24 protein-coding genes (1 of these 24 running past the window's edge) are annotated in these 26183 nt (G+C 33.2%); 4 read left to right on the top strand and 20 right to left on the bottom strand.

Annotation, left to right across the window (positions count from 1 at the left end):
• Nucleotides 1-160: 160 nt before the first annotated feature.
• From DET63_RS12740 to hflX, 19 genes are all read right to left on the bottom strand, one after another.
• Nucleotides 161-1699, bottom strand: a complete 1539-nt coding sequence (locus tag DET63_RS12740; RefSeq protein ID WP_113936910.1) for a lipopolysaccharide biosynthesis protein — start codon at nucleotides 1697-1699, stop codon at nucleotides 161-163.
• A 61-nt stretch (nucleotides 1700-1760) separates the two neighbouring features.
• Complete coding sequence (locus DET63_RS12735; protein WP_235661817.1) at nucleotides 1761-2555, bottom strand: SP_1767 family glycosyltransferase; 795 nt, start codon at nucleotides 2553-2555, stop codon at nucleotides 1761-1763.
• A gap of 107 nt (nucleotides 2556-2662) precedes the next feature.
• On the bottom strand, nucleotides 2663-3631 hold the full coding sequence (locus DET63_RS12730; RefSeq protein WP_113936908.1) for a glycosyltransferase: 969 nt from the start codon (nucleotides 3629-3631) through the stop codon (nucleotides 2663-2665).
• A 22-nt stretch (nucleotides 3632-3653) separates the two neighbouring features.
• Nucleotides 3654-4832 carry a glycosyltransferase gene (locus tag DET63_RS12725; protein ID WP_113936907.1) on the bottom strand — a complete coding sequence of 393 codons (1179 nt, stop codon included), beginning with the start codon at nucleotides 4830-4832 and terminating at the stop codon, nucleotides 3654-3656.
• A gap of 138 nt (nucleotides 4833-4970) precedes the next feature.
• A complete protein-coding gene (locus DET63_RS12720; protein WP_113936906.1) occupies nucleotides 4971-6170 on the bottom strand; it encodes a glycosyltransferase in 1200 nt (399 codons plus the stop codon).
• Nucleotides 6171-6202: 32 nt separating this feature from the next.
• Nucleotides 6203-7384 carry a glycosyltransferase gene (locus tag DET63_RS12715; protein WP_113936905.1) on the bottom strand — a complete coding sequence of 394 codons (1182 nt, stop codon included), beginning with the start codon at nucleotides 7382-7384 and terminating at the stop codon, nucleotides 6203-6205.
• Nucleotides 7385-7451: 67 nt separating this feature from the next.
• Nucleotides 7452-8654: a glycosyltransferase gene (locus DET63_RS12710; protein WP_113936904.1), complete on the bottom strand. Its 1203-nt coding sequence runs from the start codon at nucleotides 8652-8654 to the stop codon at nucleotides 7452-7454.
• Nucleotides 8655-8716: 62 nt separating this feature from the next.
• The gene (locus DET63_RS12705) at nucleotides 8717-9865 is read right to left on the bottom strand and encodes a glycosyltransferase family 1 protein (RefSeq protein WP_113936903.1); all 1149 of its coding nucleotides are present in this window, start codon (nucleotides 9863-9865) and stop codon (nucleotides 8717-8719) included.
• Between the two features lie 42 nt (nucleotides 9866-9907).
• Nucleotides 9908-10972 (bottom strand): EpsG family protein, encoded by a 1065-nt coding sequence (locus DET63_RS12700; RefSeq protein WP_113936902.1) that lies wholly within the window; start codon nucleotides 10970-10972, stop codon nucleotides 9908-9910.
• A 35-nt stretch (nucleotides 10973-11007) separates the two neighbouring features.
• Nucleotides 11008-11901, bottom strand: coding sequence for a glycosyltransferase family 2 protein (locus tag DET63_RS12695; protein ID WP_113936901.1), 894 nt, complete (start codon nucleotides 11899-11901; stop codon nucleotides 11008-11010).
• A gap of 5 nt (nucleotides 11902-11906) precedes the next feature.
• Nucleotides 11907-13016, bottom strand: a complete 1110-nt coding sequence (locus DET63_RS12690) for a glycosyltransferase family 1 protein (protein WP_113936900.1) — start codon at nucleotides 13014-13016, stop codon at nucleotides 11907-11909.
• Complete coding sequence (locus tag DET63_RS12685; RefSeq protein ID WP_113936899.1) at nucleotides 13001-14158, bottom strand: glycosyltransferase family 4 protein; 1158 nt, start codon at nucleotides 14156-14158, stop codon at nucleotides 13001-13003. The genes DET63_RS12690 and DET63_RS12685 overlap by 16 nt, the downstream gene beginning before the upstream one ends.
• A 32-nt stretch (nucleotides 14159-14190) precedes the next feature.
• Nucleotides 14191-16017, bottom strand: a complete 1827-nt coding sequence (locus DET63_RS12680; RefSeq protein WP_002165237.1) for a polysaccharide biosynthesis protein — start codon at nucleotides 16015-16017, stop codon at nucleotides 14191-14193.
• Between the two features lie 302 nt (nucleotides 16018-16319).
• A complete protein-coding gene (locus tag DET63_RS12675) occupies nucleotides 16320-16982 on the bottom strand; it encodes a CpsD/CapB family tyrosine-protein kinase (RefSeq protein ID WP_113936898.1) in 663 nt (220 codons plus the stop codon).
• Nucleotides 16931-17671, bottom strand: coding sequence for a YveK family protein (locus tag DET63_RS12670; protein WP_002167787.1), 741 nt, complete (start codon nucleotides 17669-17671; stop codon nucleotides 16931-16933). Before DET63_RS12670 ends, DET63_RS12675 begins: the two co-directional genes overlap by 52 nt.
• Before the next feature lie 270 nt (nucleotides 17672-17941).
• Nucleotides 17942-19276, bottom strand: coding sequence for a type I glutamate--ammonia ligase (gene glnA / locus DET63_RS12665; RefSeq protein WP_002014472.1), 1335 nt, complete (start codon nucleotides 19274-19276; stop codon nucleotides 17942-17944).
• A gap of 48 nt (nucleotides 19277-19324) precedes the next feature.
• Complete coding sequence (gene glnR, locus DET63_RS12660) at nucleotides 19325-19714, bottom strand: transcriptional repressor GlnR (RefSeq protein WP_002014475.1); 390 nt, start codon at nucleotides 19712-19714, stop codon at nucleotides 19325-19327.
• Nucleotides 19715-19888: 174 nt separating this feature from the next.
• On the bottom strand, nucleotides 19889-21160 hold the full coding sequence (locus DET63_RS12655) for a methionine gamma-lyase family protein (RefSeq protein WP_113936897.1): 1272 nt from the start codon (nucleotides 21158-21160) through the stop codon (nucleotides 19889-19891).
• Nucleotides 21153-22424, bottom strand: a complete 1272-nt coding sequence (hflX, locus tag DET63_RS12650; RefSeq protein ID WP_113936896.1) for a GTPase HflX — start codon at nucleotides 22422-22424, stop codon at nucleotides 21153-21155. Before hflX ends, DET63_RS12655 begins: the two co-directional genes overlap by 8 nt.
• A gap of 92 nt (nucleotides 22425-22516) precedes the next feature.
• Here hflX and DET63_RS12645 point away from each other — a divergent pair, with 92 nt between their 5' ends.
• Nucleotides 22517-23140: a trimeric intracellular cation channel family protein gene (locus DET63_RS12645; RefSeq protein WP_002014478.1), complete on the top strand. Its 624-nt coding sequence runs from the start codon at nucleotides 22517-22519 to the stop codon at nucleotides 23138-23140.
• 99 nt (nucleotides 23141-23239) lie between these two features.
• Nucleotides 23240-23377 carry a hypothetical protein gene (locus DET63_RS30225; RefSeq protein ID WP_002087943.1) on the top strand — a complete coding sequence of 46 codons (138 nt, stop codon included), beginning with the start codon at nucleotides 23240-23242 and terminating at the stop codon, nucleotides 23375-23377.
• Between the two features lie 31 nt (nucleotides 23378-23408).
• On the opposite strand, the gene spoVK is transcribed toward DET63_RS30225, so the two are convergent.
• Complete coding sequence (gene spoVK / locus DET63_RS12640) at nucleotides 23409-24365, bottom strand: stage V sporulation protein K (RefSeq protein ID WP_002014481.1); 957 nt, start codon at nucleotides 24363-24365, stop codon at nucleotides 23409-23411.
• Nucleotides 24366-24478: 113 nt separating this feature from the next.
• Between spoVK and DET63_RS12635 the strand changes: the two genes are divergently transcribed.
• Both DET63_RS12635 and DET63_RS12630 read left to right on the top strand, forming a co-directional pair.
• On the top strand, nucleotides 24479-25441 hold the full coding sequence (locus DET63_RS12635; protein WP_002128613.1) for a tyrosine-type recombinase/integrase: 963 nt from the start codon (nucleotides 24479-24481) through the stop codon (nucleotides 25439-25441).
• A 116-nt stretch (nucleotides 25442-25557) separates the two neighbouring features.
• A protein-coding gene (locus DET63_RS12630) for a Gly-Xaa-Xaa repeat protein (RefSeq protein WP_113936895.1) crosses the window boundary here: on the top strand, nucleotides 25558-26183 show its beginning. Its footprint extends 3625 nt past the window's final position; only the first 626 of its 4251 coding nucleotides appear in the window; it begins with the start codon at nucleotides 25558-25560; its stop codon lies beyond the right edge, outside the window.

The following is a 26183-nucleotide window of genomic DNA, read 5'->3' as shown; positions in this document are numbered from 1 at the left end:
TATCCCTTTAATAGAATACTATGCATTATATAAATGCTATGTTAGGGCTAATGATTCACGTTTTCTAATTAATATCAAGTTTCATTTCATACTAAGAGGCTTCAACAACAATATACTTACTTAATAATTCAAACCAATATAATATCCATAATTTTTATACCTAAATAACGTTTCGTTTCTTTTTAATTTGTAAAAACATCACACTAAAGATATTTCTTATATAATGAAATTCTGTGCTTTTATAAAAAATTAAAATGTATATTACATTTGGTACTAATAAGCAAATCATACCTTTTCCGACTAACGAAATAAAGGTACTATCTTCTATGAAATAATTACATATACTTGTAGTAATGAAACCTGTCACGACAGTTAAAAATATATAAAATACATATGCTGTGAAATACTTCCAAACTGATTTCTTAAAAAGATTTTTATATACAATATAAGGCTGAATCCAAAGTACCGTAGTAATTGTACTAATCGCCGTTCCTATGAATATACCTACCAATCCTAACATTTTAGCTAATAGAATGGATAAACTTAAATTGATTATCGCTTCAACTAATGGAATATACTTATCTTGTACAAATAATCCCGCTTTATTTTTAAAAATAGCTATCGCGGTTCGCATCCCTGTTAAATAAAAGTTTATGAGTATCACTACAAAAACCATGTTATTTAATAAATACTTCTTATCAAGCCACCACCCTATAAATGGCTCTAACAGATTAAATAAAAATATGGTACAAAAAGAAAAAACCCAAAAATTCACTAAATAAGTCACTTTAAATATTGCATAATTTTTGTCACTATTCTCAGTTGCGATTAGATTTCCTACACTTGCTTCAATACCATTTAATATAGGATTTACTACAGCTGCTAATTGATTTATTATCATTGTATAATTCGAATATATCCCGACCGTAGCAAGACCTACAAAAGATGAAATCAGTATATTATCCGTTCCAAATACAATATATCCTCCAATATTATGCAAAAACATCGCCTTTACATTTATAATTAATTTTTCTTTCGTATCATTATCTATAGAATACTTCTTTTTTGTCTTTATATAAGAATAGTTCTTATTCACAATCCTACCGTTTACGACATTTTGAATTACATATATACTCAACTCTATAATTAAATACAATATATAATTTTTTGTGTACATTAGTATAAATATTTTAAATATTGTAGTTACCACTTGGAATAAGAGATCCACCCTAGCCAATATGTATCCTCTTTGATCAGCTTGTATTAAAGACCTCTTGTGAGCATTTAAATAAGTAACGACATTTTTCACCACGAATATCGAATAGATTATCGCAACATTCGATATAGACTCCCCATCTTTCATTAAATAACTTAAAAAGGGATATATCATAGCACTTATTACTAAAATAATGATTGCTAAAATCTGATAAATTTTTTTATATAATTGAACAAGGGCTATAATTTTATACTGATTATTTTCTGCCAATGGTTTATACAAATTGTATACTATACTCGCTCCTATGCCAGCTTCAATTAACGCTAACATGGATAATACATTAATTAACAAACCATCTATCCCTAAATACTCTATTCCTAAACTATCCAAAAAAACTTTCCTAGATATAAAGCCTAGAATAACAATAACTATTTGAGAAAATATACTTATTGCTATGTTTTTAATTGAATACATTGTTCGCATGATTAATCCCCTTCATTAACTAGATCATCTCTAAGTAGAAAGAATCCTCATAACAATAAAGTTATATTATCCTGGCAATAATTTCACTCTCATAATTCAAGTCACTAATTGCATTCACATTAGTTCCAGCATCTACTTCACCAACATACTTATTTTTTATAGGTTGTTTTTCTGTCGCTTTCTTCAAAAACCATTCATACTCTATATCAATATGACCAATATCTAACGTTTGATATCCAGCAGAAGATAAATCATACGCTAATACCGTAGCTGTTGGGCCTAGTGCAATTAATATTAATTTCGATTTTTGTTGACTCTTTGCTAGCTCTAAAATTTCCCTATACTTCGCAAAAGCATTTTTCGATGGGCATATTATTCTATCAATTGTTTTAACATTTTTAAAAAGATCGTTTCCTACCCCTAGTCTACTTTGAGCCCCTTCAATAATGATTATTTCTCTACCATTCCAAATATCTTTCATTTTATCAAAACGAATTCCAACCATACTTTTATCTTGATGATCTATATATAACCTTGTAACTAATGCATCGTAATATTCTTTATTCATACGTATACTCTTATAAATTCTGCTACGATTTAACTCTAAATATTTTTCCCAATACCCTCTTGATTTGCCCGTACACCAATTTAAATTTTCAAAAACATTTGGAATACAAACTAAATGGCCCATCTTATTACTCTTAATAACTTCATCCAGTCTATCCTTTAATTCTTTTGAATACGGCTGAAAAATTAAATTTTCTCCATTTATAAGAGCAAATTCACCATCACCAAATCTACTTACTGAACAATTATTACTTATAATATAGTCAAGTGTTTCATCAACACTTTTCACTATTGGAGGCTTCCTTTTCATAGTAATCACCCTATTATATTGAATAGTCACTTTATTCTTCGTTCCAATATATAAATAATATAATTTCAACAAAGACGTCTTCATACCTATCCCCTTTTTGCAAAATTATTAATTAAAATTTTATATAATAATGGATGTAGCTTGGTCGCCAATAATAAAAACTTTACACTTTTCCCATACTCTTTTAAACGCATTGTTTTATAAAAATAACGATTCAATATACCAATAACCTTATAATATTTACTCTTATGCTCATTAAGTCTTCCACTCAATGATATTAAATTTAATACTACCATCGAACAATTTCCTAGTTTTAATATAACTAAGTTATATAACTCCTTATAATATCGCTCCATAAATTTACACATTTCATCATAAATTAAGACTGAGTCAATTTTAATCTCTTTTACAGCCTGATCCATCATACTATTATCACGCTTTATATAATGATATTTAGATTCTCCTATAAAACATACTTTGTTACACTTATGAATAACTTTATACGTAAATGCTGTATCTTCATATGACATACCTACTGGAAATTTAATACCCTCTAATAACTGTCTTTTGAAAAGTTTAGTCCAAACAACTTCATCATATAAATTCCCTTCTAGCATCGCTTTCATCGCACTATATCTATCATGAATAACAAACGGATGATTGCTTGAAATTACCGTTTTATCCTTGTAATGAATTTCACTACTACAAATAGCTATATCACAATCCTGTTCTAAACACATACCATATAACAATTCATACATATCCACTTCTATCCAATCATCACTATCAACAAATCCTATATAATCCCCCTGTGCTATTTCTAATCCAGCATTTCTTGCAGAAGATAACCCACCATTCTCCTTATGGATTACTTTAATTCGACTATCTTGAGTCGCATACCCTTCACAAATCTCACCACAACTATCAGGAGATCCATCATCAACAAGTATCAACTCAAACTCTTTGAACGTTTGCTTTAATATAGAATCAATACATTTATGAATATATTGCTCAACTTTATAAACGGGAACAATAATACTAATTTTAGGATTCATAATTGCATCCTTTCATTTACAATTAACTTAGAAAACGATTTACCTTTTCTAAGTTGTTAAATTCCTCTTTTAACAAATTAGTCGTTACCTCTTCACGCACTCTTGGTTGATCCAAAAGATATTTAATCTTGTAATATAGGCTTTCCTCATTACATTCAGCAACAAAACCATTATATCCATCTTTTATTTGCTCATATGCCCCTGTAAAATTAGTCGTTACGATAGGTTTTTTTAAACATTTCGCCTCAGCTAACGTGAGGCAATACCCTTCATGCCTAGAAGTTTGAACATATATATCTGATTGATTTACATATGGATACGGATTTATTGCTGATCCTAATAATAGAAAATCCTGTTTCAAATTATACTTACATATTAATGTCTCATAATACTCTCTATTCTCTCCTTCTCCGATACAGTACCATCGTACTTCGTATCCCTCCTTACGTAGCATTGATAAAACTTTAATTGCAAGGTCTTGACCTTTTTCTTTTGAAAGTCTACCTACTGTTACTATCTTCATACCTTTATATTCATTATCAAATTCTACTTTTTCTTTCGCCATTTCATTTATTAAATCTGGAAGTACAATATTTAAAAAGACACTTGTCTTACTTTTTACTTTAGGAAACTTCTCTATTAAATGTTTTTGTGCTTCTTTAGAAACTACATATATATTATCCAGCTGATTATATAATTTTTCATATAATTTTGTATTAACTTGATGTTGAAAAACATCAAAATGGATCCAAGAAATTTTCTTTTCTGAAGTCACTCTATTAACTATATAATAATCAATTATGTCAGTAGGACCTTGATATGCTATTGCAATATCATAATTATTCTTATTATGTGGAATATCTTTAAAAATCTCTTTATAGAAAATATATCTATCCTTTAAATTTTTTGATACCACATAAGTGAGTAAAAAATTTAAACCCTTTATATACTTTGCATTTTCAAAATACTCTTTAATCGTTTTCTTTGGTGGTTGCATAATTTTAGGCTTTATATTTTCAAACCAAGTAACTTCTTCTATCTTTACCCAACTTGGTAATTGTTTTAAAAATCCCCCTCGCTTCTCCAGCATCAATACTGTGACATCATACTTTTCTTTTGGTATTACAGATAACAAAGAAAGAAGTGATTTTTCTACACCACCTATATTCATACTACTTACCATAAATAGCACTCTCTTCATAACTATCTCCTTCTACCACCTAAAAGTTTTATATCAAAATAAAAAAACACCCTCGAAGATGTTTTCACAAAAAACATAATTTATAATAGCGAACCGCCCATATTTCTGTAATGCGATAATAATACCTTCTAAAATAAGTTACCTATTAGAATTGGCTATTCTATATAACTTTTTTAACTCTTCTCTCGTATCTACCACTTCTTTTTCTATATTTTTTCTCAACCGTTCATCCAGCAATTTATCACTTAATATCTGTACAATAGAATCATACATTTGCTGCTCATCAAATTGAACTATTAATCCATTGTGGTTATGGATTATCTGTTCACTTGCTCCTGTAAAATCTGTACTAATAATTGGGTTATTAAAACATCTAGCTTCTGCAAGTGTTATGCAGTATCCCTCATATCGAGACGGTTGAACATATAAATCACATTGTTTCATAAATGGATAGGGATTCGAAACTGCTCCTAAAAATATATAATCACCCTGGACATCGTAATTTTCCACAAGCTTTTCATACATTCCTCTTTCCTTTCCATCTCCTATACAATACCATCTAACATTGAAGCCAGCTTCTTTAAGCTTAGCTAACACAGATATTGTCAAATCCTGCCCCTTTTCTATACTCAATCTACCAACAGTAAGGATTCTTACGCCCTCAAAATCATCCGTAAACCCAATTCCTTCATTTGCCATTTTACATATCATTTCAGGTGAAATAATATTTAAAAAAGTTTCTGTTTTATTTATCAATTCTGGAACAGTTTGAGTAAGTTTCATCTTTCCTAAATCTGAAACTACAAAAACATGTTGAAATTTTTTATATACTTTGTTAACAAAATGCTTATTAAAATATATCTTTTCAATATCGAAATGGATCCATTGAATCTTTCGTCTAGCCTCTACTTTATTTGCCACAAAGTAACTAATAAAATCCATTGGTCCAGCATAAGCGATAGCAATATCATAATTTTTATAAGTACCTTCATAATTCTGTAAATAATATTTAAAAATAACACTCCGTTCTTTCATAATCTTAGAGATTATGTACAACACTGCCAGTTGCAGCGCTTTTACAATTTTTCTTTGTTTTATAAAATCTGCTATAACTAATCGTGTTGGTTTATTCAATATATATTGCATTTCCTTGTAACCCTTTACGTACTCAATATGAACCTCCTTTGGAATAAAATTCAAAAAATCTCCTTTTTTCTCTAACATTAAAATTGTCACTTCATATTTTTCTTTTGGGATTTCTGCTACCATATTTAATAAGGCCTTCTCCGTACCACCTATATTCATATTTATAATCATAAAAAGTATTTTCTTTTTCATAGTTCCCCCATTCTTTCTATTTATAAAATCCTTTAATTGAAAGAAGCATATATCTTCTCAATTTCCTCTTCCGTTCCAACCTTTTCTTTCCTTAAATTTTCAAATAACCGTTTTTTTAGCAAATCGTTTTCTATAATTTCTTTCACTCCTTCATATATTGCTTCCGAATCCATCTTCACTATTAAACCATTCTCTCTATGTTTGATTTGATTATGAACTGTAACAAAATCGGTTACTACTATAGGTTTTTGAAATATTCTAGCCTCTGCTATTGCCAAGCCGAATCCTTCATACCTAGAGGGTTGTACATATATATCACTGTGTTTTATAAAGGGATAGGGATTCTTGTATGTACCTAATAATATGAAAGTATCGTGTAAATTATATTTACTTATCCTATCCTCGAGTTCACTTTGAAGATTTCCTTCGCCGATTACATACCACTTAAATCTATAGCCTTTTTGCTTTAATTTATAACAAGCTTCTATGGCCAATTCATATCCTTTTTCATAGACTAACCTACCAATCGTTAATATTCGTAATCCCTCAAACTGATCACTAAATCCTTTACTCTCATTTGCCATCGATTTAATTAACGTCGGCGATATAATATCATAGACAACCTGAATTTTCGACTCTATTTTGGGAATTTCTTGAATCAATACTTCCTTACAACAATCGGAAACAGCTACTATTTCATTAAATTCCTCATAATAGTTCAAGTCAAAATCTTTATTATATGCAGCTAACCTATAATCTGTATTCACCCAGGCAATTTTTTTACTTGCGTAAACCTTATTCGCCACAAAATATGTCGGCATTCCTTGACTATAAGCTATGGCAACATCATATGTCCCCTTTAAACTATCCATCCCTTTAGACACCCATCTCCAAACTACTTGAGCTGCATGTAATTTTTTATTTATGTATGGATTTCTAAGAGATATAGAAGCCCCAACTCTAAGAAATAACTCTTTAAAGTATTTATGTTTGATTAAATAATTATATTTCTCAGCCTGTCTTTTAATAATCGTCGGTACTTCTAAAACCTTTACCTGTTTTGGAAGTAATGGTAAATACAATCCACTGGCAGAGAACATTAACAAATCAACTTCATATTTCGTATAATCAAATAAAGAAAGTAAAGAAACCAAACTTTTTTCAGCTCCTCCACTTTGTAGCGAATCTATAACGAATACAATTTTTTTCTTCATCACTATCACTACCCTAAAGTGTTTTTATTGCGCTCAAAATATTAAAAATCATTTACTTATTCTCCCTTTACGAAAATAATGCGTATAATTTATTGATTTCATTACAATTTCCATATTCACCTTTAAGAGTATGTTCTACCAGTGCTTCCCTTAATTCTTTATCTTCAATAAGTTTCTTTATTCCATTAACTATCCCGTTTATTCCCATCTCAGTTATTAATCCATCAATTCCATCCTGTACCTGACTTTTAGCAGTTGAAAAATTAGTAATAAGTACTGGCTTTCCGATAATTTGTGCTTCACGAACTGTTACAGCTTTCCCCTCATACCTTGATGGCTGCACATATATATCACATGCTTTTATATATGGATAGGGATTTGTCTTTTTACCCAATAAAAAAAAATGTTTTCCCAGGTTAAGTTCCACTAATAACTTTCTAAGTTCAGCTTCTAGCGCTCCATACCCAACTACATACCATTCCATATCATATCCCTCATCTAATAACTTTCTTAAGGCATGCATAGCAACGTCTATTCCTTTTGCATATGATAACCGCCCTACAGTAACAAGCTTTATTTTTCCTGGTTTCATCTGTAGTTCTTTCATAATATCTTCCCTGTGTGCTTGCTCACGTACGAACTCCGGAGATAATATATTTTCTATAATTTCAACATCCTTATTTACATTTGGTAAAATACTAAGAAATGAATCTCGACATCCTTCTGAAACTGCTACGATGTTATCCATTTTGCTCCACATTTTATACTCCATGCTTGCATTAAGGTTTATATTTGAATAATCTGTATGAATCCAACCAATCTTTCGTTTCGCTCGAACTTTATCTCCAACAAAATAATGGGGCCATAAAAAACTAATTGCTACATCATACTCCTCTTCCAGTTTCGGTATAAATGGTAAAGTTATTCTCCATCCATACTGAATAACGAAATATCCCACCTCTGCACTTTTCACATATCTCCCATGCACATCTCCCAAAATTTTCCCTAAAGTCCTTGCCATCCCAATTGTAATTTGCCCTTCTTGCAATATTTGTTTAATTGATTTTCTAAAAGTAGTATATTGTTTTACTTCCTTTAACAAATTAGGCAGTTTAGGTAATAAAAAAAGAAACTCTCCCTCATGTTTAAATAACATTAAATCTACATCATATTTGCTATAGTCGATTGTATTCAATAAACCAATTAAACTTCTTTCTACTCCTCCAATTGCCATATCAAATGATGTAATGAGAATTTTTTTCTTTTTCATGTCTTACTCCCTCATCCGATTTATTTTACTAGTTTTATTCTTATGAAAGTAATTACATTTAACTATGATTCCCTATACTCTAATCCATACAATAATAACCACTCTGGAATATTACTCTTTATATCAAAACCGAGCTTCGAGATCGTATCAGCTATTATTTCTGTATTTAATTTTTCTTTTTCCAAAACCCTTTGAATTTCTGCAGACCATATTTTAAGATTTTCATCTAAGCTAACAAATGATATTATCCCTAATCCCATATCAACATTTTTAGTTATTGTATTTGCCACTACACACGGAACACCTGCACACTGTGCTTCTAATGCAACAATTCCAAATCCCTCAAAAAGTGACGGAAAAAGAAAAACATCAAACATCCTTATAATTCTTGGAATGTCTTTTCTTACTCCTAAAAATCTAACTTTTTCATAGATACCTAGTCTTTTAGATTCTAGCTCAATAGAGTTCTTTAACGGTCCATCTCCTACTAAAACAAGCATAAAATTAGGATCATATTTTAATACCTCATTGAAAACTTTCAATATAAATATATGATTTTTAGATTCAGAAAAACGCCCAATATGACCAATAACTTTCTGTTCAACTGGTATATTGAATTCATTCCTTACTGCATTATCATCCTGTATATTTGCATTAACAAATTGGTTAATATCTATTGCGTTTTTCATTATCTTTACCTTTGAATTATCAATGTTTTTTTGAAATAAAAAACGTGCAGATTCTACACTGCACGCACAATAATTTGTTCCCGCATAAGTAATAATTGTTCGTAAAAAACTCAATAAAACTTTCCCTTTTACCCCCGATCCCATCGGCCAATTATTACTATGTGAATGACAAATCCTTATTTTTATACCCGCTATTTTAGCAGCAACAGCAACAAATCCCCCTTGGTAATCAGTATGTGCATGTGCTGCCACATATTGATTACTAGACATTACCTTAACAAGCTCTTTAATGTACGAAAGAGGGCCTGCCTGTCCTAAGCTAGATATTCGATATATTTTCCCACCCAATGCAATTATTTCCTTATCATAATCACATTCTTCACTTTTATGGGAAACAAAATCAAATTGTACCTTTTCTCTATCTACATTCCTATATACATTCATTAGCAACGCCTCTGCACCACCTCGGTCCATCGCACTAACGATATGCAACACCCTTTTAGGTCGTTCTAGTTTACACATTGAAAATTACTCCCATCTAAGAATGATTTTCAAATATACATTTTACCCCCAAAAATTACTCTTATAAACTATCCCTAAAGTAATAACATGTTCATATACAAAATAAATAAAGTAACATAATATTACTGCATAATAAATTAACTTTTGGTCCTTTTCAATAAATACCTTTATAACCCACGATATCAATATCAATTGGTATAATCCAAAATATATGGAGAATCTAGCAAAAATCCAATTTTGAGTTGAAATAATCATAAAAACTAGACCTAATAATGCCATATTTACGATATAATCACTCTTCGGAAAGAGCTCTCTTAGTTTATGCCTCCCAATAAAAGCAAGGATGAGCGGGGTTGCTTCCACAGCAACTCGAAGAATATTAGCTCCCCCTTCTTGAAAATCCTTATAATGTCCATATTGAGTATCTCCTATAGTCGCAAAGAAAGCTTCTGCAAATTGATTAAATCCTATCACAATAAGCACCGCAAGAAAGAGTAGTATAAATGTTATTGTCGACCAAGCTTTCCTTCGGACTACAAAATAAATAGGAATTAATACAAGAGCACTTTGATGAAAAGTAGATGCAAACAGGACTATTAAAAAATATTTTTTCCAATTCCCATCTAAAATATATTTTGTGGCGGTAAAAATAATTGCTGCTGTTAAATACTGCCTCACTCCATTCATTGAAACTAAGTACATACCCGATGCTATATATACATATAAACTTAACTCAATCATTCTTGAATATTTATATAAAACTGCTACTATTAATATATTTGTTATTAACGCTGTTATAAAAATTAGAACTTGGGGATCATCCGTATATACTTTTAATATCATTTGTAAAATACTAAATCCAACATCCTTACTATTTTGAATATACCCCCAATTGAAATCAGTAACTTTAAAAGCATGCATATAAAAATACGTATCACCAATATTATTTCTAAAACCAGATACTAATACAAGAGAGGTAGTCGCCATTAAAATCAATAATCGATTCGGCTTTAACATCACAATTCCCGTAGTTACAGGCATAGCAAAATACCTTGCAAAAAATGCGAGTATGAATACGCTAAAAAGATTCATCCAAAGTATAGTCATTATTATTCCCTCTCATTTAACTACCAAATAGATTTCTATATATTTGCTTTGACTCTTGTTTTTACTGTTATATAACTATAAAGAATAACTCCAAATGGCAGTGCGCAAAGTGTAAGCACTTTGTATGGTGACTCTTTTATAAATCTTATATTTTTTGCTATAAAGCTACTTGATACATAATGTACAGCTTGCCTATATTTAAATAACCTATTTGTAAATGGTAGCTTCATAAGTTCCTTACGATAAAAAGCAAAACCTTTTGGATTCTGACGATACTGATTTAACATATTCATCGAAGAACCATCAGGCATATATTCAACATAGCAAAGAGCTTCATTCATCAGTAACATCTCATATTTCTGATCCAACATATAATATTTATATGCCAAACCTACATACTTCTCATTTTTAAAAATCGGATATGGATACTTCTTTGTTAGTTCTGTACGATATACTAATTTCTTATCTCCAGTTACACCATGTTTATTGTAGAGATTAAAAAGTGTAGAACGGTTAAGATGTAATGGTAACTTTGAACCAATTACCTTCTCATCTTTATATAAATCAAGAGCAATTATCCCACTTACCTGTTCATTTCCATTTTCATTCCAAAAATTAATGATTTTCTCTACGGCATCACTGGGCATTGAATCATCTGAATCAATACATACATTGAGTTCTGTATCAATCATTTCATAAGCCGTATTATGAGCACCATGCATCCCTTGATTTGGTTGCCAATAATACCGTATGTCTATGTAATCTTCAGAAACCCAAGAATGCACTAACTCTTTTGTATTATCATCAGATCCATCATCTATAATAAGCCATATAAAATCTTTACATGTTTGCTGCTTCAAGCTTTCATAACACCCCTGAAGACAATACGCTCTATTATATGTAGGGGTAAAAACCGTTAGTTTTTTCAAATTTCTCACCTCGATACTGCTACATAAAATTTTTGAGTGAATCCAGTAATATTTTTTATATCGTATCCTTTTTCAGCTAACGTAAATTGTGCAATGCTCCTCGATATCTTTCTATCCGCTATACTTTGTAATTTCCCTGTCCACTCTCTTACATCTAACAAAGAGCACTGTTCAACTAAATTCAAACCCAGATCTACATCTTGCGTAATAGTGTCTGATATAATACATGGTAAACCCGCCCCTTGCGCTTCAATAAGGGTAACGGGTAACCCTTCATAAATAGACGGAAAAATAAACATATCAAATGCCTGCAACAAGCGATTGATATCATCTCGTATCCCCAAGAATTTGACTCGACCTTTTATATTCAGTTTTTCTACTTTCTTCTCAATCTCTGATCGAAGAGGACCATCTCCCACTAACAAAAGAATAGATTTCGGTCGAGTTTCTATTAATCGTACAAAAATATCTATTAGAAAAGTATGATTTTTAGGATACGCAAATCTTCCGACATGCCCAATTACAAAAGCATCCTCATGAAGTTTCAGTTCTTTTCTTACTTGTTCTCTAATTTCTGAAGAAAATGCAAACTTATCACATTCAATTCCATTCTTTAAAATTTCAGTTGTACTTAACCTATCAGCAAACAACCATTTTGCCGCTGTAATTGAGCATGCTAAAAAATGTGTTGCACATGGCACAATAAATGCTCCTGCATACCATTTATATATCTTCGCCATAGTTCCGCCTTCACTACTTGTACTATGGCTATGTGAAATCCTAACCGGTATTCCCGCCTTCTTAGCAGAACGAAGTACAAATCCGCTCATTTTATCCATGTGTGAATGTACAATTCTATATTCTTGATGAGAGGTGAAAAAATTATCCAGTGCTTTTATATATCCTCTATGACCAACGTTTGTGATATATGGAATTCTATGAATTTCTCCGCCCAACTTTACTACCTCATCATCAAACACTCCTTCTTTACATGTTAAAAAATCAAATTGAACTTTGGAACGATCTATATTGCGATATAAATTCATAATTAGTGTTTCGGCGCCGCCTCTATTCATATTTACGACTACATGTAATACTCTTAATGGAGTGCCCAATTTAAATCCTCCATTTCATCCATATATGTTGTATAAATTTCTTGTTTCTCTTTCAATACTTCATTAACTGAATATTTACTCGTAATAATAGTACGTCCACACTGCCCAAACTGAGCTTGTAATTTAGTATTTTTAGAAATAAAATTTATTCTTTCAGACATTGTCTTTATATCATCACGATCTATAATCCAACCATTTTTATTACTAATAATTAGCTCCCTATGTCCCCGATTGTCCGTAGCGATAACCGGAAGTCCACAAGCCATGGCTTCCATAATATTAACTGGCAAACCTTCCCTGTAACTAGATGCAACTGCAAGATCAGACATCTGTAGTAAGGAAGCTATATCATTTCTGTAACCGAGAAAATGAACCATGTTAGTCACTCCTAGTTGAGTCGCTATTTTTTTACACTCTTCTATTAACGGACCTTCTCCAGCAAGCAAAAGCTTCGCATGTGGCATTTCATTTTTCAATTGTGCTAATACACGGATTAAAAAGCTTTGATTTTTATTCTTATTAAATTCAGCAGCATAAAACATTAAAAAATCTTGTGATTTATAGCCATATTGTAGCTTTAATTCTCGTTTCTCAATTTCAGTTACAAGAGTAAACCGTTGTACATCTATTCCTACACCGTGAACTAGCTTAATATCTTTCACTGGAAAGCGATGTTTAACTGCTAAATCATAATCTTCTTGGTTAATTGTTATTAGACAATCCGTATGAGAAGCTAGAATTCTTTCAATCGGATAATAAAGCAACCAATTCATATACGGTGATCCTTTACAAAAGTGAAATCCATGTGCTGTATATACGACTTTCGTTCCTTGCCGCCTGGCTTTCTGAGCAGCTAAACGAGCAATTACTCCTCCCATAGGCGTATGACAATGAATGATATGATATTTATTTTGATCAATAATTGATTTTAGTTTTTTATATGCGTGGAGGTTTTGTATACTAAGAGGTGACCTTTGAATAGGAATATTATATTTTCGAGTTACGTACGGAAGATGTATATTCCCATTCGCTGCAACATGTACTTCCCATCCTTGTTCTGAAAACCATTTCAAATACGGTAAATGAAAAGCCTTAAAATGATAATCTACAGTTGCACAAAACAGAACTTTTTTAGACACCATCCCACGCACCCGTCTTATATAAATTTTTTCTATTAACCCGATACAGGTATTAACAGTTTTAAAGTTTTACGCTGATTTACTAACTTTAACAATCGTTTTCTTAATTCTACTTCGTTTAAATCTGTATAACTTGAAATAAACTCTTCAATTTCTTCTATACGAACATTCATTTCTTGTCCTACGTAAATCCTCGGATGAATTTGCTTTTCATTCATTTCATCTTCTTTTAGTAATTCTTCAAAAAGTTTCTCCCCTGGGCGTATACCAGTAAATTCTATTCCTATTTCATCCACAGAATTTCCTGATAATCGAATAAGATTTTTGGCAAGGTCGACTATTTTCACTGGTTCTCCCATGTCCAATACAAAAATCTCTCCACCTTTAGCTAAAGCACCAGCTTGCACTACGAGTCTTGATGCTTCCGGGATTGTCATAAAATACCGAACCATATCAGGATGAGTAACTGTAACTGGTCCACCATTTTGAATTTGCTTCTTAAATAAAGGTATAACACTCCCTCTACTTCCTAAGACATTCCCAAAGCGTACAGTAACAAACTTTGTATGACTTATTTTATCTTTATGTTGAATTACCATCTCAGCTAATTTCTTTGTTGCTCCCATAACACTCGTCGGGTTCACAGCTTTATCAGAGGAAATCATAACAAACGTTCCTACTCCATGTGCTCTCGCTGCCTCTGATACATTCATAGTTCCAATCAAATTATTTTTAACAGCCTCTTCAGGATTATTCTCCATTAGTGGTACATGTTTATGTGCAGCTGCATGATATACAACATTTGGAAGATGTTTATTCATTATTAAATTCATCTTTTTTTCATCTTGTATATCTGCGATTTCAGGAATAAACGTGCCTTTCATATCTCCATATTTTCTGTTTAATTCCATTTCTATAGAATAAATACTGTTCTCCCCATGCCCTAGTAAAATCAACCTTTTCGGCCTGAATTTTGCAATTTGTCTACAAATTTCCGAACCAATTGAACCTCCTGCACCAGTAACTAAAATAACTTTGTTAGTTATATAATCTGAAATAACATCCACATCAAGCTCTACAAGATCGCGCCCTAATAAATCTTCTACTTGAACATCTCTGAATTCGTTCACCGATACTTTACCCGTTACTAAGTCTTCTAACATCGGAAGAATTTGAGTTTTCACTTCTGTTTTTAAACATCTTTTCAAAATAACATTTTGCTCTCTTTTGTTTAAGGAAGGAATTGCCAAAATTATTATTTCAATATTCAGTTTTTTAACAACATACTCAATTTGATTCTTACCACCAATTACTGGAATACCCCAAATATCAAGGTTATGTTTTTTTACATTATCATCAATAAATGCGACTGGCATTAATTCGGCAGCACTATTCTTTAACAACTGCCTTGCAACCATTGTCCCAGCAGATCCCGCACCAACAATTAACGTTCTTTTTTTATCACCCTTTTTTACATAATAAATATCTCTGTACATTCTCCATATAAAACGTGAACCACCAATTAATAAAATATGAATCATCCAAGTTACAACTAACAGCCGAAAATACATTTTTTGCATGATTAGTTGCTGCACAACTGCTGTAGCAATTATAGAAAATGTAACAACTTTGCATATAATGAGTAATTCTCCTATACTTGCATATTCCCAAGCTTTATTATACAACTTATATATTAAAGCAAATAAATGATGACTGACTAATAGAGTGATAGAGCTAATAATTGATGATAAAGTGATAACACTAAAGCTAGCATTTACAAAGAAATAACTAAAGAAAATAGCACTTAACACAATCATTGAATCCATTAAAAGCAATAACGATATCCTCCGCCGATACGTCATGTAACTTCCTCCTTTAATCAATTCCATACTTAACTCTTTCAAATTTAAAGTTTCTAACTATATTCTCTTTATTAAAAGCACATAGTTAGAAACTTTAATAAAACATGGGCATCTAACCCAGCCTCACATTACACTCTTGATGACTCGCATCTAAGGTTGTTTTCACAACCCACAGCATAATCGAGTGCCTCCGTTGATAGCGGTAAGGAGACATCACCACATCGTAGCTCTTTAAAAAATTCTTTATAAAGAACACCTTAATATTAGGATATTAAATTTTTTTAAAAGTCCATTTATGTTATTTATACTTTTCCATTCAAAATCGCACCTAATATCCTACTTTTCGTAAAACTTAACGCCCTTTTCGTTTCAAGCGCATCTTCATTCACAGTACGATTATAACGTATCACCAATAATACACCTTCACACTTATCGGCCAATACACTTGTATCTGTTACTTCTAGTACAGGAGAAGAATCAAATAATATAATATCATATCGTTCCATTGCCTTTTGAACTAACATATCCATTGCACTCGAACTAAGTACTTCGGATGGATTGAATGGTACCGGTCCGCTAGTTAATACATCCAGACTTTCCATCTCTGTTTTTTTCACGGCGCCCTCTAAAGTTGTTTTTCCGTTCAATATATCAATTAATCCAATTGTATTTTCTACTCCAAACATTTCATGAATCGTTGGTGTTCGTAAATTTGCATCTATTACCAATACTTTTTCACCTTTTTGTGCTATTGAGACTGCTAAATTAACTGTAATCGTTGATTTTCCTTCACCATACCTCGGAGAAGTAATAACTATAGTTCTGCTTTTATGAATAGATGACGATAATTGAAGGTTTGTTCGAAGCGAACGATACTGCTCCGAAATTTTCGATCTTGGAGCGGTATGTACAATTATACTTTCTCCTTTAACTTTATTTGTTTTTCGTCTATTTTTGTAAGCCACTCCGTTCCCTCCCCCAATAATACCGTATTTTTTTTACTGAATTTGTCTTTCACATTTTTTCTATTCATTTTAGATATTCCGCCCAAAACAGGGACATCTAACAATTGTTCAATTCGCCGTTCCGATTTGATTCTCTCATCAAGTGAATCCAATAAAAAAATGAATCCAATACTGAGCACCATACCTATAGAGAATGCAATTAGTATCGTCTTAAGGTGATTTATATTTATAGGCATAGAATGTTTTTGAACTGGGTCTTCTGGTAATATACTCACATTATTAAAATTCAGTATATTCGCTACTTCTTTCTTATAAACAGCGGCTGTAGTATTTGCAATTTTATGAGCAAGCACAGGATCTATATCCACTACATTTATTCTCATAATCTGGGACCCTTGCACACTTTCTGTACTTATTTGTCCACTTAATGCACCTGCAGATCTGTTAATATTCAATTCAGCAGCCACTTTTTCTAATATTACAGGCTCATTTACCATCGCTTTCAATGTATTCATCGTTTCAGCATTAGCTTGAACAATAACTCTTGCTGAAGAGGCATATAATGGTGTTTTTACATATATAGTATACATCGCTCCTGCTACTGTTGTGAGAGTTGTAAATAATAGAATGATCCAAATCCTTTTCCGTATAATAGTAAATAGATTTTTCAAATTTATTTCCTTATCCATAACTTCCCTCCTCATTTAAAACCAATGAGCTTCAACTTGAAATTAGCATCGAAAACTTAAGAAAAAAACAATATTTTTATTCTTTTTAATATACAAACATTTCTAGTTAATGCCATTTTAGTTCTTTATACAGAACGAGTCAACACAAATTATTTTCAATAAATTACTTCCTGATGACACTAAAAAAAATGCGACAATATTCGTGTTTTTTTCACTGTAGATAAATGACGAAAAAGCCCTAATACCGTAGTATTAGGGCTTTTTTCTCTCTTAGTATAGAGACATATATTGATCGCGTTCCCATTGGTGAACTTGAGTTCTAAAGATATCCCACTCAATTTCTTTTGCTTCAATGAAGTGCTCAAGTAAATGATCACCTAATGCACCACATACGATTTCATTAGATTGTAAAGTAACTAACGCTTGCGCTAATGTTGCTGGTAAGTCAACGATACCTGCTTCTTCACGCTCTTCTTTTGTCATTACGTAGATGTTACGGTCTACCGCAGCTGGTGGAGTTAATTTATTTTTAATTCCATCAAGACCTGCTGCTAATAATGTAGCCATTACTAAATACGGGTTCGCAGCTGGGTCAACACTACGTACTTCTACGCGTGTACTAATACCACGAGATGCAGGGATACGCACTAATGGACTACGGTTTTGTGCAGACCATGCTACGTAACATGGAGCTTCATATCCAGGTACTAAACGCTTGTAAGAGTTTACAGTTGGGTTTGCTACCGCTGTAAATGCTGGCGCATGTTTTAAAATACCTGCGATGAAGTGACGAGCATCATCACTTAATTGTAAATCACCGTTTTGATCGAAGAATACGTTCTCACCATTTTTAAATAATGATAAGTTACAGTGCATACCTGAACCGTTCACACCGTATAATGGTTTCGGCATAAATGTTGCGTGTAAACCATGTTTACGAGCAATCGTTCTTACAACAAGCTTGAATGTTTGAATGTCATCACATGAGCGAATTGCATTTGCATATTTAAAGTCAATTTCATGTTGACCTGGCGCAACCTCATGGTGAGATGCTTCAATTTCAAAGCCCATTTCTTCAAGTTCAAGAACGATATCACGACGACAGTTTTCCCCTAGATCCATCGGCGCAAGGTCGAAGTATCCACCGTTATCGTTTAATTCTAATGTTGGATTTCCTTTTTCATCAACTTTAAATAGGAAGAATTCTGGCTCTGGTCCAAGATTGAAATCTGAGAATCCTAATGCTTCCATTTCTTTTAACACACGCTTTAAGTTGTTACGTGGGTCGCCATCAAATGGAGTACCATCAGCATTGTAAATATCACAGATTAAACGAGCTACTTTACCTTTTTCAGCTGTCCAAGGGAAAATTACCCAAGTATCTAAATCCGGATATAAATACATATCAGATTCTTCAATACGTACGAAACCTTCAATAGAAGATCCATCAAACATCATTTTGTTATCAAGAGCTTTTGTTAATTGGCTCACTGGAATTTCTACGTTTTTAATTACCCCTAAAAGGTCCGTAAATTGCAGACGGATATACTTTACATTCTCTTCTTTCGCCAAACGGAAAATATCTTCTTTTGTGTACCTAGCCATTATAAATTCCTCCTTAGTCCCTCTAAACACCTTCAGAATCAGTTATCTTTAGTGAAAAAACCTTGAAATGTCACCTTGTCGCAATGAGGTCCGATTAAATCTACCTGTATGTTGTAGTTCATCTCGAAGAATTTTGCGAAGCTCGGATTTTGAAATTTCTTTCGTTTCTTCTTTTACTTTCACTGCTTCTGTTTGATTTTCTTTCATTTGCAATACTTGTTTAATTCCGGCCATATTTAAGCCTTGATCTAACAAATCTTTAATTTCCAACAATTTATCTACATCGTTAAATGAAAATAATCTACGATTCCCTTTTGTACGGGTTGGAAAAATAAGATTATGCTCTTCATAGTAGCGAATTTGACGTGCAGATAATTGTGTTAAATCCATTACAATACCAATTGGAAACAGCGGAGCAGAACGTCTATCTTCTTTCATTGTTTCAGTTCCTCCTTCGCCTTAACTGTTTCTCATTTTATACCATGTTATGTTTAGTGTCAATAGATGTTAGCTTTTCTTACATGATTTTTTTGTAAATTTTTTCATTTTTTTTCTAATGGCACAAATCATTACTTTCACACGAAAAAAGCTGCCGAAATCGACAGCTTTCCTTTAAGAAATTGTTAATAGTTTTTTTTCAATTAACGCATCAATCGCAGAACAAATCGCAATCTTTACATGCGAATAAGTTAACCCACCTTGCACGTAAGCAACATAAGGCGGACGAATCGGACCATCAGCCGACAGCTCAATACTTGCACCTTGAATAAACGTCCCCGCAGCCATAATTACATCATCTTCATAACCCGGCATATAGTTTGCATATGGAGTGAAATGAGAATTAATTGGAGATGCATATTGAATCGCTTGACAGAACGCAATCATACGATCTTTATCATCAAATTGAACAGACTGAATTAAATCCGTTCTTGGTGCATTCCAAGCTGGTGATGTATTCATCCCTAACTTTTCTAAAAATGCAGCTGTAAAAATCGCACCTTTTAGCGCTTGTCCCGCTACATGCGGCGCTAAGAAGAAGCCTTGATACATTTCTTGCAAACTGTATAAAGATGCCCCTGCTTCCGCACCAATCCCTGGAGATGTTAGACGATATGCACACGCTTCAACATACTGCTCTTTACCAACAATGTAACCACCAGTTTTAACAATTCCACCGCCAGGATTCTTAATAAGAGAGCCTGCCATTAAGTCCGCACCAACATGACATGGCTCTTCTTCTTCAATAAATTCGCCATAGCAGTTATCTACAAATACAACAACATCAGGTTTAATCTCTTTCACAAACGCAATCATCTCTTTAATTTGTGAAACAGTAAACGACGGACGAGTAGCATATCCTTTTGAACGCTGAATACCAATCATCTTCGTATTACTATGGATCGCAGCTGCAACATATTCAAAGTCCACAAATCCCTCTTCAGTTAACGGAACTGCGTTATAACCAATATTATATTCTTTAAATGAGCCTACACCTTTTCCGCGTACACCAACGATTTCTTCTAACGTATCATATGGTTTTCCTGTTATGTATAGTAGTTCATCTCCTGGACGTAAAATACCGAATAGAGCTGTCGAAATTGCGTGAGTACCTGAAATAATTTGCGGACGAACAAGACCCGCTTCTGCCCCAAATACATCAGCATACACTTTTTCTAACGTGTCACGACCAATATCATCATACCCATAACCTGTCGTCGGAATAAAATGCGAATCGCTAATTTTATGTTTACGAAAACTTTCTAATACACGAAATTGGTTACTCTCAATCACTTCATCCACATGTTTATGTACTTCTGTAATTTGACTTTCTACTTCTTTTACGATTGGAGCAATTTTTTCTCCATTTTTCAAACGATCAAACATTATTTTCTCCTTCTTCCACTAAAAATCTCTTTAATTGCCCCTTAAGCGATGAATGAGCAAATATATACCCTGTACAATCATATACAAATTTATCTTCTAGAAAATCCATTTTAGTTAATAACGTTTCCGTCTTTAAAAGTGTTAACAACCTACCTTCACTCGGAGGAATTTCCACTTTATAATCATCCATTTCTTCCTTCATCTTCGTTTCTATCGCTTCTTTTATACGCAGTAAATCACTTTCTTCAAAAGCACTAGTCATTAAGAAATCACTTTTCGGAAATGGAATGAAGTTTTGATGCAATTTATCTTTTTTATTATATAACGTAATAATAGGAATATGATTAATTTCAAGGTCCGACAATAATTGTTTTACTGTCTGCTCATGCCCTACATAATTAGGATCTGCTGAATCAACAACATGTAAAATAACATCCGCTTCCCCAGCTTCTTCTAACGTAGATCGAAAAGCAGCAATTAGTGACGTAGGTAAATCTTGTATAAAACCAACCGTATCAGTCAAAAGCACTGTATAACCAGAAGGTAACGGCATCTTTCTTGTCGTCGGATCTAGCGTTGCAAACAATAAGTTTTCTTCAAACGTATCAGCTTCCGTTAATCTATTAAACAACGTAGATTTCCCTGCATTTGTATACCCAATTAACGCAACTTGAAACACTTTATTATCTTTTCTTCTCTCACGATATCTTTTTCGATGCTCCACAACAACCGCAAGTTGTCTCTTTATTTCATCAATACGAGATCGAATATGACGACGATCTGTCTCAAGCTTCGTCTCTCCTGGTCCCCTTGTACCAATTCCACCACCAAGACGTGATAAAGCAAGACCTTGTCCCATAAGGCGCGGCATTGTATATTGCAATTGAGCTAATTCTACTTGAAGCTTACCCTCTCTCGATTTCGCACGTTGCGCAAAAATATCTAGTATTAACTGCGTTCGGTCAATCACTCTCGCATCTAATACTGAAGATAAATTCCGAATTTGACTTGGTGTTAACTCATTATTAAAAACAATAACAGCTGGTTCTAATTCTTCCGTCAACGCTGCAAGCTCTTCTAGTTTACCTTTTCCTATATAAGTCGCCGGATGAAACTTCGGGCGCTTTTGCGTCGTTGATACTAACACTTCCGCTCGCGCAGTTTTCGCTAGCGATGCAAGCTCTTTCATGGAATGCATAAATTTTTCATCATCATCTTGTGGCAATTGACAGCCAACTAATATGATTTTTTCTTTTTCTTCCATCAAATATGTTCACTCATCCTTTTCGAAATTTAAACCTTCTAATATAATAGCAGAGGAAGCACATTTCATCTAGTTAGCGGGGGAGAAAATTCATGGCATGGGAGATTTTTAGCATCATAGGCACAATCGCTTTCGCACTAAGCGGAGCCATTGTTGCAATGGAAGAGGATTATGATATTTTCGGGGTATATATTTTAGGAATGGCAACCGCATTTGGGGGAGGTGCCCTTCGTAATTTATTAATCGGTTATCCAATCGTCGCGTTTTGGCAACAAGACATGTTATTCCAAATCGCACTATTATCAATGACGATCATTTTTCTTTTTCCTAATAAATTAATTAAGCATTGGAAAAAGTGGGAAAACATCACAGATGCCATCGGCTTATCAGCGTTCGCCGTACAAGGAGCTCTATACGCCCAAAAATTAAATTTACCAATTAGTGCTACAATTGTAGCTGCTGTTTTAACTGGCATTGGTGGCGGTATTATTCGTGATCTTTTAGCACGTAGAAAACCTCTCGTCCTTCGAGCTGATGTATATGCGTTTTGGACGATTTTAGCCGGTTTTTTGATTGGCGCTAAAGTCATCGTTAGCGATTGGGCTCTATACACCTTATTCATTTTAATTGTTTGCTTCCGCATGGTTTCTATTCATTACAAATGGCATTTACCGCATAGACGCATCGATACAAAGGAGCGCTCAATGCATAAATAGCAATCTAACCTCTTTACATATCGTAAAGAGGTTTTTCTTTTCTAACGAGTTTTTCTTTACATAATGTTTATACTAATTTTTAAAGCGAGGTGAATGCAAATGACAAACCATGTTAATAAAGGAGCTCAAAAAAGCTCAGTAAACCAATTTGGACATGATCCAAATTCAGCGCACGAAAAGAGCGCTAAAATGGAACGTCTTCATAAAACTCACCAAGAAAAAGCAAAAAAAGAGTAAACGAACTTATGCATAAAAACAGACGCACAGTTTACGTACTGTGCGTCTCCTCTTCAAGCATTAAATCCATACTTGATATCCCAATTAAATCATATTTATCATACGTATCCTCTTGTAACAATCGCATAGCTTGTGTACGAATCGATTTTTCAACAATATTCCGTACGTATCGCCCATTACTAAACGATGTAATTTGCGACGAATACTTTACCGCATGTAAATGATCTCGAAATTTCCACTCCGCTTCTTTAGATAACTGATATTCGCGCTCCTCATACATTCTCTTTCCAATTTCCAACAGCTGATTTACCGAGTAATCCGCAAATTCAATAATAAACGGAAAACGAGATTGTAACCCTGGATTTAATGAAAGAAAATGATTCATCTCTCTTGAATATCCAGCTAAAATTAATACAAAACCGTGTTGCTTATCTTCCATATGCTTCACAAGTGTATCAATAGCTTCCTTCCCAAAATCCTTCTCTCCCCCCCGCGCTAAAGAATACGCCTCATCAATAAACAAAATACCTCCCATGGCCTTTTTTATTAAATCTCTCGTCTTTTGCGCTGTATGACCGATATACTCCCCCACAAGATCAGCACGTTCTGCTTCAACTAAATGCCCCTTCGATAAAATATTCATCTCAAACAACAATTTCCCTATCATTCTAGCAACGGTTGTCTTCCCAGTACCGGGATTCCCCCTAAATAACATGTGAAGCACTTGCTTCTCAGATTTCAACCCCATCTCTTGTCTTTTTTTATTTACATAAATCCAAGCATAAATTTCTTTTATTATCTTTTTTATTTCATCCATCCCAACAAGCTTTCCCATCTCTTCTTCAATTCTCTGCAACATCTCATGTTTAGTAGTGGTTTCACTTGAAATTACCGTTTTATTTTCTGATGCCGGTAACGAAATTTTCTTTCGATGGTTTAATACAATATTAATTTGATTGTTATTTTTCTTACGCATCGATTGTTCCATACAATCACCTCATTTTATCCACTCACCAAATATTATTATTCCAGTCCCTCTTGCAAATGCCTATTTTCAGAAAAGTTTGCTATAATATAAGAAATAATCAAGGTGGTGGGACTATGGAAACAACGGAATTCCATGATACAATACAAGCCTTTTCTATTTTTTTATTGAATAAAGGCCGAAAGTCTTCAACCATTAAACGTTATGTTTATGACATTGAAGATTTTGGACATTGGTTAGAAAAAAACAAAAAGCTCCCTTCCAGTAATATATGGGCAACACTTTGTACAAAAGACTATGAAGATTACTTTTCAGACTTAAAAAAGAATCGACACTACTCTGAGAAAACAATGCATCGTGTATTTATTGTATTAAATAGAATGCATCATTTTCTTAACATTCCAAATCCATTGAATGATATGGAAATTACTATTCAACCAAACCGTGCATTGCGTAATGAAGATTTCATTTCATCCGATGAAGAAAAAAGATTAAAGCATATAGTCACTTCATTAGAAGGACTTTCAGAAAAACAACGTCCCGTTCGTCCATTATTAATGGATCGTAATATCGCCATTTTAAGTATATTAATCGACTACGGACTATCCTTACAAGAGCTTACAGCATTAACTATGCATCACGTTCATTTTGAAACTAACACACTTTCTATTCCAGCAACCGCAGGAGTAGAAAGAACAATCACATTAGCAATCGAAGACAAAAAACAACTGTACACATATTATAAAAGTATTCCAGAACCAGTTCGTCCTAAATACCATAGTAATGACCCGTTGTTTGTTGCATTCGATTTTAACCGCGGAACATACAGATGGGTATACGAAAACGATGCACCAAAAGCACTAACAGAAATCGCTATCCAAAAAATGATCCGACTTGAAGTAGCAAGAGCCAATTTACGTAAAGGCATTTCTGGACAACATTTCCGGAACACGTTTATTTTACGCCTAATAAAAAAACAAACCCCAGAGCCAGAAATCATAAAATTAGTTGGCTTCAAATCAAAAATTTCACTAAAGCGATATTATCAATATGCTGAAAATAAAAAAAACGCCCTATAATAAGGCGTTTTTTTTATTTTTTCTCGAAAGAATCCATTTCACTATGACCATTTAACTACTCTCTGCATCTACTATGATGAGTTTCGTTCACATTCTTATTAGAAAGGAGAGATTTAATGTCTCGCTTTAACGACAATCAAAATAAATACTCCAATCCATGCTTTCCAACTAGCGCTGGACGAATTCCAACTACCCCAACGATTCCAATTACTAAAGCGCAAATTAGAACATTCCGTGCAATCATTAACGATTTAATAAAAATAATCCCTAAACTTTTCGCCAATCCATCTCCCAAAAACATTGAGAATCTAATAGATACATTGCACCTACTAAGCAAATTCATCTGTTCACTAGACACTACTTCCGCTCTGAAAGCACAAGGATTAGCCATCATTAAAAACTTAATAACTATATTAAAAAATCCAACCTTCGTAGCAAGTGCTGTATTTGTTGAACTTCAAATTTTAATTAATTATTTACTTTACATTACAAAGTTATTCCGAATTGATCCTTGTACACTCCAAGAACTCCTTAAATTAATTGCAGAGTTACAAACTACTCTAGTTAATTCAGCTTCGTTCGGCAGAGGACCTACTGGACCTACTGGACCTACCGGACCTAGAGGTAACACAGGTGCTACTGGTGCGACCGGACCTAGAGGTAACACGGGCGTGACTGGTGCTACCGGACCTAGGGGTAACACGGGCGTGACTGGTGCTACTGGACCTCAAGGTATTCAAGG

The sequence above is a fragment of the Bacillus sp. DB-2 genome (assembly GCF_003315125.1).
In the GTDB taxonomy this organism is placed as follows: Bacteria; Bacillota; Bacilli; order Bacillales; family Bacillaceae_G; genus Bacillus_A; species Bacillus_A mycoides.
Note: the sequence above shows the minus strand (reverse complement) of the source record. Positions and strands in the feature narration are given on the sequence as shown.